A 12,175-nucleotide genomic window follows, 5' to 3' on the forward strand; every position below is an offset into this window, starting at 1 on the left:
TTCACCTATTCTAACAACAGGAAGGTACGCGGTCAAGACTATCTCCTGTTTATTAAATTTTCCCATAACTTTGCCGACTGCTGCCAAAGCGCCGACGAATCCTCTCGCCGATAAAGCGCACGTTCATAGAGCTGCGTCAGCTCTGACATGTGATGATCTCCATCCTTCTCATCGATCAAAGAAGCGAATTCTCTTAGTGTCATACCTGGCTTTTTCTCAATTCCCCTGCGCCCTAGCTGCTTTAATAGAGCCGCGTATGCATAGAAGAATGCTTCATCCTCTGGCAGACGTTTCACCTTTCTTACAATAAAGAATGGCAGCCATCTTGTTCTGAATCGATAAAACATCCAGCTGATGAATCCAAGCAGGACAATAGCTCCTGCCGCATAACCTGCAATTGAACCAGCATGCACCATATTTGGCTTTGCCTTCGCTGTTTGTTCCTTTGGTTGTGCCGGCTGCTCTGTCTCCTGCTGCTGCGGCTGGTCTTGCTGCTTTTCTTCACTTGCATCAGAACTAGACTGATTTTCTTCTTCCTTTTGATCATCTGTTTGATCACTTGAAACGGATTCATTTGTAAATGTCTCTGGGTTTGTAAATCCCTTTGTCGGTTCAAAGGTGACCCAGCCTCTGTTTGGAAAATAAACCTCTACCCATGAATGCGCATTGTTATTGGTTACTTCATACACATTGTTTCCATCCATTTGTGTTTCATATAACTGACCAGACGTATATCCCTTCACCCATCTCGCCGGAATCCCGATCGAACGAAGCATCACAATCATAGAGGTTGAAAAATTATCACAGTAGCCAATCATCGTATCAAATAAAAATTGATCCACATAATCTTCATTACGACCAGGCACAGCGACATTTTGCGTTTCATATGAAAACTTCGCAGATCCTAAATAATCCTCGATCGCTTTCGCTTTATCATACATATTATCCTTCGTTTCCGTTAAGCTGTTTGCCAAAGTTTTCACACGCTCTGGGAGTGAGGATGGAAGCTGCAAGTATTCACGGCCAACCTGCTGATTCACCTGCTTTTTTGTCGGTACTTTGATTCTCTGCAAATCCTCTAGGATAAATGTAGGAGATAAAAAGCTGACTTGATAGTTCCCTAAATTTTTGGGTGGGTTTTGCATAGACGGGACAATTTTCTCCGTTTTGCCCATGATTTGCAGCGGAATGTTTTCCATTGGCGTCAATGAAATCATCCCAATTGGATAGACGGCATGGTTAAATCGATAGTCCGATTCTATATCAACTCTTGTTTCATGTACCTCTGTTTTCACACGATTGGTAAACCATCTATTCGTAACCTCGGCGCCTTTTAGCCGAGTAGGCTTCGTATCATTTGATGCATCCTCCCAGCCCTTTCCTGTGTAAATACTTTTTGTTTCTACACGAAAATAAGACGGCTCCTTTCCGCTCCATTTAAAGACAGGTGTGCGGTCCTCACTAAACGGTCCGCCAAGCGCCGAATCATCTGCACTATATCCCACTTTATTCTGCCCAGCTGTCCCATCTTGATTCGTGACCGCCTTAAAAAACGGGACAGGATCGGGCCATTTCGGATCAGACTTTGGCAAAGAAGCGCCGAGTAACGCTGATAGAAGGACGAGCACCAGCATGGGGAAAAACCACTTTAGACGCGCTTTCTGTGACACCCGGACGCCCTCAGCTGAACGCAGTCGATCGAAATACAGCAATCCAAGCAAACAAAAGCCAAATACCATAATACGAACGATCGCAAAGGTCGCATCATATGGCGTAAACGTATCAAGAATCGTGACATACACAATCGTCATCAGTAAAAAGAAAAAGATACGCTGCTGATAGACCACCCAATAATGAAGCAAGTAGACAAGCAGCCACAGCAAAATATAAAACAACAATGTGCGGAAAGAGGGATACATATCACTCCACATACCCATGCTCATTAACGTGATATTATCCTTAATATCAGCAAACAAAGCAGACGGATAGCCTGGCGCTGATTGATAAAAGATCAAATATAAGGCGAGCAAAATCAGTCCAGCACAAATAGGAAACGTCACATACCACTTCAGACGAAAGAACGTAAACAAACACGTAAGCCCGATAAAAATGATGAAATAAGACGTATGGCTCGTCTCTGTAAAATCTTGAAGTGGACGAAGCCACTCCCATAGCAGCAGAAAAGCTACAGCATAATAGATGAACAATTCAAAACGGCTTTGCCGCAGATGCGTATGCAGCATAAATGTTTGTCACCTCACAGTTCTTTCGTGCAGCCGGTCTTCAAATAAAAGGGTGATGCGTATTCCAGAGGCCTTGAGCCGGTCTGCAAGCTGTTTTTCTTTTGTCGTCAAACGGTCAACGGCTTTCTTCACTAAAAGCACGGTGATGTTCTTTCTATTTCGATTTCCAAAGAGACTTGCCGCAAGCTCCTCCTGCAGCTGACCTGTGACGACATATTTTCCTGAATGCTGATACTCACTCGCTGCTAACGGTTTATATTCTAGTGCGCGGGAAGGCTGATGCTGCAACCTTGTTAAATAATAAAGCATGTCCTGTAAATGAAGTTCTCCTTGATCGACTCGAAAGGCATGCTGATCCCCTAGAGGGACAAGACCTGACGGCACTCCTTTTTTCACAGCCGTTTGAAGAACAGATGCTGTAATAGAGACAACTGTTTCAAAAACAGCTTGATCAGTAAAATCAGCAAACACGACAAGGTCCTTTGCTTGATTCTGTTCAAATTCCTTCGTCATCAGCTGGCCTCTTCTGGCCGTCGTCTTCCAATCCACCCAAGCAAAACGGTCTCCTTGCTGGTATTCCCGTACGCCTGTTGTCACATGGGTCGGTTCATTTAACCACGAGTGAACCGCTTTGCCTCCATTTTCACTGACTGACTCAGCAGGCTCTACAGGGATATCCAGCACTTTTGGGTAGACAAGCAGCTTTTTCTCTAGCGTAATGATGATTTCTTTTTCAACAAACCCAAACATATCACCTGTTTTGATTCTAACCGCTGTCAAATGATGCTCTCCCCGCGGAATATCATTCAATTGATAAGAAAAACTCCATGTTTTGCGAAACCAAGGAAACAGCATTTGCTTCATTTCAATCTGTTCCTGTAAATGAAAGGTGTCTGGCGGAGCATCCTCAATCATGACGTAAACGTACGGAAATGGTAGTGTCCGCTTGATTTCAAGGTCAACGGACAGCACATCCCCCGCCTTCAAACGGGTTTGCTGTAATGCCCTCTTGGCTGTCGCGCGAAGCGGTACGAGCGCAAACAGCAATGCATACAAAGCATATGGTAAAAATGCATAAAAAAGGAACCAGCTCACAAACCCTCCCTGAAACATGGCATAACAAAAGGCTGCCGCAGTGAGAATGATGAGCATCATCACCCGTAACCATAATGAAACTGCTAAACGATGACGTGACTTCATTGAGTCATCGACTTTTGAACTGGCACGCCAATTTGCTCAAGCATTTGTCGCAGCAGTGTCTCCGCCTTCTTCCCTTCATATGTCGCTTCTGATGTCAAAATCATACGATGCGGTAATGTATAAGGCACCAAATACTGTACATCATCAGGAATCACATAATCGCGCTGATTCAAAAGCGCATACGCCTGTGCCGCTTTCATTAAGGCGATCGATCCCCTTGGACTGACACCTAGATAAACAGATGGGTGTTTACGCGTCGCTTGAGCAATTTCAACAATATATTCTTTAATGGATGCATCCACATGAATGGTTTGAACAGCCTGCTGCAATGCATGGATATGTTCCTTTGTCATGACAGCTTGGAGCGTACCAATCGGGGATTGCTTCTCCTGCAAGTTGAGCACCTCCAGCTCCTCGAGCATAGTCGGATATCCCATCTGCAGCTTGAATAAAAACCGGTCCATTTGCGCTTCTGGCAGCGGATAAGTTCCTTCATATTCCACTGGATTTTGCGTCGCCATGACGAAAAATGGATCCGCAAGCGGCATCGTTTCTCCGTCCACTGTGACACTGCCTTCCTCCATCGCTTCAAGTAATGCTGATTGTGTTTTAGGAGAGGTCCGGTTGATCTCATCAGCTAAAATAATCTGCCCCATGATCGGTCCTTGCCTAAATTCAAATTCATTCGTCTTTTTATTGTAAATCGACACGCCTGTTACATCTGAAGGCAAAAGGTCAGGAGTGAATTGGATTCTCTTAAACTTACAACCAATGGATTTTGCCAAAGCACGAACCATCATCGTCTTCCCTACACCAGGCACATCCTCTAGCAGCACATGCCCCTTCGCCAAAATCGCAACAAGGCTTAATATCGCAATGTCTTTTTTCCCAACCATGACTTTATTGATGTTATCTACGATTTTTTGTAAATCTGAATGCATCGGTTCATCAAATGCCATCCTGATCCTCCTATCACGTTTCTGTCAAATTTCATATAGTCTAACTTTACCATACAACACGCATTTGCATATAACATCAGCACGTATAAAAAAGAAGCCTTCTCACGATGGAAAAGACTTCTTCTCTTCTTTCGGCTCACTTGCTGGCTCCATATGAACATGAGAGTGTAAAATATCATGCTCCTGTTTCATTCTGCGTTCAATTTCATCTGCAATATCATGGCTTTCTGCAATGTTCAAGTTGGGCTCGACCTCAACCACTACATCCACATGGACTGTACTTCCAAGATAACGCGCTTTAATATCCTTTAAATCGCCCACTCCTGGTGTTGCTTCAATGGTCTCTTTATATTTAGACATATCTTTGATATGAAAACCGTCTGTTAACGAATGAGAGGCATCTCTGAAAATTTCCCACGCAGTTTTACAAATAATTAAACCAATGACAAACGCTGCAAGCGTATCAATCCATGCCAGCTGAAATTGAGAAGCCATAATTCCCACAAATGTTCCAATACTCACATACGCATCTGATTTATTATCAGCAGCTGCCGCATGAAGAGCCTGGCTATTGATCCGTTTGGACAGATTGCGGTTATAAATATACACACCGTACATCACTACAGCACTTCCTGCTGCCGTCCAAGCTGCGATCATATCCGGCGTTTGATGCTCAGATGAGAAGAGCGACTTGCCTGCACTAAGCAAAACCTGAAGCCCAACAAGCATCATGATAAAGGAAGCCACAAGAGACGCAATATTTTCCGCTCTAAAATGACCGTATGGATGATCTTCATCAGGCGGCTTTTGAGAAATACGCAGCCCAATCAACACAGCAAGTGATGCAATTATATCCGTCGTGTTATTCAATCCATCTGCCGAAAGGGCCTCTGAATGAAACACGTACCCTATAATGAGTTTGACCGCAGATAAGATCACATAGGCAATGATGCTGACCCAAGCACCCGTTTCACCTTGTCTTAATTCGTTATAGCGCTCCATGTCGAACCGCGCCTCCTCACACATCACTTTTCTATTATTTATCTTACAAAGCAAAGCCCGTGTGGGTCTACAGCAACATGATTCGCTTATGTCAGCAAAATAGGATAAATAGAAATGTGTTGACCTAAGTAAACTTATTTTTACAAGGTCAAATGACCTCAAGACCTACTCCTATCAACCTTTTTCCAATTCTCTTCGAAATGGATATATCGTCAAATCTCTCTCCTCAGGGAAATTATCAGAATAATTTTATTTTGTGACACAACTTCCCCACTCCCTTTTTTATGTTATTTTAAGAATCATCCGAAGGAAAAGAGGGAACATAATCTCTCAAATCCTTTATACTTTTTAACATCATGTTAAGAGCTTTGAAATGTCAGTTTGATAACCTGTCCAATGCTGAATGACAATTCAGTATGATAAAATTTAAAATATTCTAAAAACAAATTCTCTATTCATGAGAAATGTTTGGAGGTAAAGAAATGTCCAACATGACAAACGGTCTTCAAAAAAACCTTAAAACAAGACATATTTCGATGATCTCCATTGCTGGGGTCATTGGGGCAGGGCTATTTGTTGGTAGCGGCGCTGTCATTCATTCTGCAGGGCCTGGATCCATTCTTTCCTATTCTTTTGCCGGACTTCTGGTGATCTTTATTATGAGAATGCTCGGAGAAATGGCATGCGCGTATCCGACAAGCGGTTCTTTCTCACAATATGCGAGCGATGCGATCGGTCCATGGGCCGGTTTTACAATCGGCTGGCTTTACTGGTTCTTCTGGGTGATCGTCATCGCCATCGAAGCCATTGCTGGTGCTGCCATTATTCAATATTGGTATGGAGATGCACCTGTTTGGCTCACAAGTCTTATCCTCACAATCCTCTTAACATTAACAAATATCTTTTCTGTTAAATCTTTTGGCGAATTTGAATATTGGTTTTCATTGATTAAAGTCGTCAGCATCATTCTCTTTCTACTCATTGGTTTTGCATTTATCTTTGGTTTTGGCGGTCATCATACTTCAGGTCTTGCCAATCTAACAGGAAACGGCGGTTTCCTTCCAAATGGATTCAGCTCTGTGTTACTCGGAATCGTCGTCGTCATCTTTTCCTTCATGGGAACGGAGATTGTGGCCATAGCGGCCGGTGAATCAGCAGACCCAGTCAAATCTGTGACGACAGCCACACGCTCTGTTGTATGGCGTATTATCGTATTCTATGTCGGATCAATTGCTGTCGTTGTCACCTTACTTCCATGGAATTCCGCAAGTATTTTAACAAGCCCGTTCGTTGCGGTATTAGAATACATCGGTGTTCCATCAGCCGCTCAAGTCATGAACGTCATTGTCTTAACAGCTGTTCTATCTTGTTTAAACTCCGGATTGTACACAACGTCCAGAATGCTTTATTCATTAGCAGAAAGAGGCGAAGCGCCGAAACGCTTTATGAAAATCAGCAAACGTGGTGTTCCTGTAGCGGCTACAGTCGCAGGTACCTTCTTTTCCTACATTGCCGTCATGATGAACTATTTTTATCCTGAAACCATCTTTTTGTTCTTAGTCAATGCATCTGGCGCCATTGCCCTTCTTGTCTACTTGGTCATCGCCGTTTCACAATTAAGAATGCGCCGTAAAATCGAAAAAGAAAATCCAGAACAGCTCAAAATCAAAATGTGGCTGTTCCCATACCTCACGTACTTTACCATTTTGGTCATTTGCGCCATCTTGACATCGATGCTGTTTATCGAATCCATGCGGCCACAGCTCATTTTGACGAGTATCATTACCTTTAGCGTACTGGCTGCTTATTTTATCTTTAAACCGAATAAAAAAGTGCCTGCAAATGCGGCGCTCGAAAATAAACACCCGTAATTCTCCCGCTGAAAAGCGGGTTTTTTTATTTTATTCACCTATTTGGATGTCCGCACTTATACTGTATCAAATTGTATTTAAGTGAGGATTAGTCAACATGAACCTAGAAAAATTTGTTGACGAGCTTCCAATTCCAGAAGTCGCGGAGCCCGTCAAAAAGAACCCAAGACAAACGTATTATGAAATTGCTATGGAGGAGGTATTCTTAAAAGTTCATAGAGACCTGCCCCCAACCAAGCTATGGACCTATAATGGCAGCTTGCCTGGTCCAACCATTAAAGCCAATCGAAATGAAAAGGTCAAAGTGAAATGGATGAACAAATTGCCATTGAAACATTTCCTCCCTGTCGATCACACCATTCATCCTGGGCATCACGATGAACCAGAAGTCAAAACAGTCGTTCATCTGCATGGCGGTGTCACGCCTGCAAACAGCGACGGCTACCCAGAGGCCTGGTTTTCAAGGGACTTTGAAGCAACCGGCCCTTTTTTTGAAAGAGAGACTTACGTATACCCAAATCATCAGCAAGCCTGCACATTGTGGTATCACGATCATGCGATGGCATTGACACGACTAAATGTGTACGCCGGTTTAGCTGGGTTTTATTTGATCTCAGATGCATTTGAAAAGTCCTTAGAGCTTCCGAAAGATGACTATGACATTCCTTTAATGATTATGGACCGTACGTTTCAGGAGGATGGCTCACTGTTTTACCCTAGCAGACCAAACGACACGCCAGAGGACAGTGATATTCCAGACCCATCCATCGTGCCCTTTTTTTGTGGAGAAACAATCTTAGTCAATGGAAAAGTATGGCCGTATTTAGAAGTAGAGCCGCGAAAATACCGTTTTCGTATTTTAAATGCGTCCAATACTAGAACTTATGAGCTGCATCTAGATAACGACGCTACAATCATGCAAATTGGTTCCGATGGTGGATTTTTGCCAAGACCCGTTCGCCATCAATCATTTAGCATCGCGCCTGCTGAACGTTTCGATGTCATCATCGACTTTTCAGCTTACGAAAACAAAACGATCACTCTCAAAAATACAGCCGGCTGCGGACAGGATGTGAATCCTGAAACAGATGCGAACATTATGCAATTCAAAGTCACACGTCCGCTAAAAGGAAGGGTACCTAAGACATTACGTCCGATTTTCAAACCGCTGCCACCGCTTCGGCCAAGTCGAGCTGATAGAGAGCGTACACTCACACTTACAGGCACACAGGATAAATACGGCCGCCCTATCCTATTGCTCGATAACCACTTTTGGAATGACCCTGTCACGGAAAATCCTCGTCTTGGCAGTCTAGAGGTTTGGTCCATCGTCAATCCAACTAGGGGTACACACCCCATTCATTTGCACCTTGTTCAATTTAGGGTTTTAGACAGAAGGCCGTTTGATACAGAAGTCTATCAATCGACAGGAGAAATCGTGTATACAGGGCCAAACGAAGCGCCTCCTTTACATGAACAAGGCTACAAGGACACCATTCAGGCGCATGCAGGTGAAGTCATTCGGATCGTTGCTCGATTTGTTCCATATACCGGCCGATATGTGTGGCATTGTCATATTTTAGAGCATGAAGATTATGACATGATGAGGCCGATGGATATCATTCATTAAAAATGAAACCACTCTTCCGCTAAATGCGTAGAACTTTTATGAAACTGCTGATTACAAAGGGGCTAACGGACATCTATTCATTAGCCCTTTTATGATCCATTTCAAAATGGAAAAATAAATCGCATGAATCATTCCTTTGAAGAGCATTACCACTTAAAAAGTTGACGCAGCAAACCGATAATACTACTATATACCCATTACATCTATCAAAAGGCACATAAGCCATAATGAACGAACAAATGGAAAATTGCGATAACAAACGGAGGAGTTCAATTTGAATGAAGAAAAAGAAACTTGCCAGGTCAAACAAGAAACAGCGGCAGGTAACAGAGAGAAGCTTTCAATTCATGAGAACGAAAGCATTCGGTCAAACATTGAACAACTAACCATTGAACTCAGTGAACAAAAAGAATTCAACCACTTCATATTAGATGAAAAACAAAAGGCCATCAGCACATTATCTTCCCTCATCACAAAAGGCGATTGTGATGAAGACTTAAAGACTCATTTTGAACAAGCATTACATATTGGACTTTCTGTCATAGAGATTATGGAGATTATTAAACACTGTACAAAGGTTGCTGGCTTCCCTCACTCTATTAATGCCCTGTTTATCTTTCAAAACTTATTAGATGAAAACAAATAAAACAGAGAAAACGAGATGTCATCAGCCCTCTCGTTTTTTTATGTTCACTCATATTACTCTTTTTCTTTTTTTCTGTCACATAAGCAAAATATGAAAATAGCCCTCGTATCACTGCTTAAAAACTAATTTTCTTCCTATAAATTCACCATTTCTTCAGCATTTCAAGTGACAAAATAAAAAAACGTCCAGTTATATAAATAACTGAACGCTTCCTTTATCGATTGACAGTGAAATTGTTAACGATTCCGCCATCCTTCTCCCAAGCGGCTTCAACCGTTTTCTTCTTCATATTGTATTCAAAAATCGTTCTTACCTTCGCCTTTCGTCCAGTGTCATCCTTTAATTCTTTTGCGTTCTTTGCAACACCTAAGAAATAAATAGACGACCCGTCCGTAGAAAATTGCGGCTGTGCAGCACTTAAAATATGAACATCCTGACTGTTTTTAACGAGTGTCGTCGTTTTTCCTGTTTCTATATCAAGCATTTTAATAGAGGATATTTCTTTTTCTTTACGAACCTTTACTTCTGTATAAATCAATTTCTTATGATCTGGAGAAAATGAAATATCATTGATCGTTTGTGAGATGCGTGCAATGCGTTTCCCCTTCTCACCTGTTTGAAGGGTGATCTTCATGGTTGTTGGTTCAGGATCTCTGCCCTTTTCATTTGCTTCATCAGTTTTTTGATAATCTTCTTTTAAAGAATAATGCTGGATCGCCAAATCATTTGAAGTCGGATCATATGCAAAAGAACTCACCGTATCGTCCTTGCTTTTTTCTGGATACAGCTCCTTCATTTTGTGTGTTTTCAAATCAAAAGACGCGACATAAAATTGCTCTCCAGAATCCTTGTTATACCTAAGAAATAACTTCTTCCCATCACCAGACAGCCTCATACTGTCGATGGAATCATCACTCGTAAACAGTGTTTTTTCTTCTTCAGATTTCACCTTTAATTCGCGAATACTCACCTTTTGCGTATCTTCATCTGTATACGTGTAATATAAAACTTGTTTCGTAGAATCATAAGCAATCGAAGGATATGCTGTCAGTTTCTCCGTATGAAGCGCCCGATCATGCAAGTAATAAGTATTGTTTAACTTTTGATCTGTAAATGAAACGAGCAATTCGTCTTTTGCATCTTGATTTGTTTTGACTTTCCCTGCATGTTTTGCCTCTTGCCCCGGCTTCATCATGAAGAAAATAACTGCCGCAATCACTGCGACGCCAATGACTGTGATGATCCACCATGTTGATTTTTTCATTGCCTTTCAGACCCTCTCTACAAGAAAAGAAGCCAGAAAATGAACTTTTCCCGCTTCTTTGCATGCCTATGTATTAATAAGTGTAATGCCCTTTTACGACACCTTTACTTGTTTTATACCCAAGTGCTTTGAATGCTTTTGGACTTACGTCTAGTACAGCATTTGGCATTCTGCCTACATCATATTTATATACTGTAATCACTTTATGTGGTTTCGCTTTTGTTGTCACTCTTAGTTTTGTACCTTTTTTCGGTACATCAAAGCCCATTTTAGTTGCTGCATCCCAATGACCGAGTTTTTTTCCATCTGCGCCTTTTTTGCCGACACCATTGTACCAAGTAATATTGCCGCTTACTTTTTTTGCACTTGCTCCATGTGAGAAACTGAATGCTAAAAATAAACTAGCTACTGTTACGATTGTCGTGATAAGCTTTTTATTCATTAAGAAATCCTCCGTTTTTGGTTTCTGAACTCATTATACATGAAGATGAACCCAGTTATTTTACAGACAGATTACAATTCAAATACAAGTTGACCACTTTATGACCGATTAAGTTCATAAATACTACCAAAACCAGCCAGAACATTGTAAGTAGCTCCCCTCTTTCATTTTATATAATGAAGGTGAATCAAATTTAAGGGGGAATTTTCATGAAAAAGTGGTTCACTGTTTTGATTGTAAGTTTGGCCTTCGTTTTGATGTTTTCAAGTCTTCCTGCCTCAGCGGCTAGTCCTCGTCACGGCGCCATTGTGACACAAACGGATGAAGCCAAATGGTCAGGTATCTCTGCCGATATTGTCCTGCCGAAAACAGCCACCATTAAAAACGGCTATGCGGACTGGTATCTCGGTCTCGGCTCTGCCGTTGTAGAGAGCGGTATTTCAAAAACGTCTTCTGGCTATAAGGTCTTTCTGGGCAGCGGCTCACAAGGCGGCAGTAAATACTGGAACAGCGAATACGATTCAAGTATTAAAGATGGCGCACGCGTCAACTTAAAGCTTATTAACAATGGGGATGGTACGGTGTCACTATATGTCAATGGGAAACTGCGCTATAAGCAGCCTGTTTACAACCCTAGCCGTCTGAAAAACCTTGATGTTGTCAAAATGGTACACGGCGTACAGGATAATGGAACAAACAGCTATTCACAAGCAAGCTTTTCGAATGTACAGCTTCGTGCAAATACATCAGGAAGTGTCTATAAAAATTGGGATGGGTCAATCAAATCATCGCTTTTACGTAAAAATTTAGAATCTGGTGCTGCCACTCCTAAATTCACCGTTATTTCTTCTATCCCATTAAGTACAAGCCTTTCAGCACAATAAGAAATAAAGCACCCGATAGAGGGTGCTTTTTATT

Annotated in this window: 10 protein-coding genes; 4 read left to right on the top strand and 6 right to left on the bottom strand. The window is 42.0% G+C overall.

From position 1 onward, the window contains the following. Window positions 1–38: 38 nt before the first annotated feature. From V6Z54_RS04315 to V6Z54_RS04330, 4 genes are all read right to left on the bottom strand, one after another. A complete protein-coding gene (locus V6Z54_RS04315) occupies window positions 39–2,243 on the bottom strand; it encodes a transglutaminase domain-containing protein (RefSeq protein WP_338527743.1) in 2,205 nt (734 codons plus the stop codon). Between the two features lie 9 nt (window positions 2,244–2,252). Continuing rightward, window positions 2,253–3,338, bottom strand: a complete 1,086-nt coding sequence (locus V6Z54_RS04320) for a DUF58 domain-containing protein (protein WP_338527744.1) — start codon at window positions 3,336–3,338, stop codon at window positions 2,253–2,255. Between the two features lie 101 nt (window positions 3,339–3,439). After that, the gene (locus V6Z54_RS04325; protein ID WP_338527745.1) at window positions 3,440–4,402 is read right to left on the bottom strand and encodes a MoxR family ATPase; all 963 of its coding nucleotides are present in this window, start codon (window positions 4,400–4,402) and stop codon (window positions 3,440–3,442) included. Between the two features lie 102 nt (window positions 4,403–4,504). After that, window positions 4,505–5,404 (bottom strand): cation diffusion facilitator family transporter, encoded by a 900-nt coding sequence (locus tag V6Z54_RS04330; RefSeq protein WP_034282879.1) that lies wholly within the window; start codon window positions 5,402–5,404, stop codon window positions 4,505–4,507. Window positions 5,405–5,886: 482 nt separating this feature from the next. Between V6Z54_RS04330 and gabP the strand changes: the two genes are divergently transcribed. From gabP to V6Z54_RS04345, 3 genes are all read left to right on the top strand, one after another. Further along, window positions 5,887–7,275, top strand: coding sequence for a GABA permease (gabP, locus tag V6Z54_RS04335; protein ID WP_073979373.1), 1,389 nt, complete (start codon window positions 5,887–5,889; stop codon window positions 7,273–7,275). A gap of 97 nt (window positions 7,276–7,372) precedes the next feature. Next, window positions 7,373–8,905 carry a multicopper oxidase domain-containing protein gene (locus V6Z54_RS04340; RefSeq protein WP_269104188.1) on the top strand — a complete coding sequence of 511 codons (1,533 nt, stop codon included), beginning with the start codon at window positions 7,373–7,375 and terminating at the stop codon, window positions 8,903–8,905. A 274-nt stretch (window positions 8,906–9,179) separates the two neighbouring features. Then, window positions 9,180–9,551: a carboxymuconolactone decarboxylase family protein gene (locus V6Z54_RS04345; protein ID WP_039176890.1), complete on the top strand. Its 372-nt coding sequence runs from the start codon at window positions 9,180–9,182 to the stop codon at window positions 9,549–9,551. A 214-nt stretch (window positions 9,552–9,765) separates the two neighbouring features. Here V6Z54_RS04345 and V6Z54_RS04350 read toward each other — a convergent pair whose 3' ends face one another. After that, window positions 9,766–10,815 carry a hypothetical protein gene (locus V6Z54_RS04350; protein ID WP_073979372.1) on the bottom strand — a complete coding sequence of 350 codons (1,050 nt, stop codon included), beginning with the start codon at window positions 10,813–10,815 and terminating at the stop codon, window positions 9,766–9,768. A 73-nt stretch (window positions 10,816–10,888) separates the two neighbouring features. After that, window positions 10,889–11,257 carry an RlpA-like double-psi beta-barrel domain-containing protein gene (locus tag V6Z54_RS04355; protein ID WP_024424478.1) on the bottom strand — a complete coding sequence of 123 codons (369 nt, stop codon included), beginning with the start codon at window positions 11,255–11,257 and terminating at the stop codon, window positions 10,889–10,891. A gap of 209 nt (window positions 11,258–11,466) precedes the next feature. Here V6Z54_RS04355 and V6Z54_RS04360 point away from each other — a divergent pair, with 209 nt between their 5' ends. Beyond that, entirely contained in the window at window positions 11,467–12,141 is a 675-nt protein-coding gene (locus V6Z54_RS04360; protein WP_041087018.1) for a hypothetical protein, read from the top strand. The last annotated feature ends 34 nt before the right edge of the window (window positions 12,142–12,175 follow it).

Source organism: Bacillus sp. MAG717A (assembly GCF_036884855.1).
Classification (GTDB): Bacteria; Bacillota; Bacilli; order Bacillales; family Bacillaceae; genus Bacillus; species Bacillus safensis.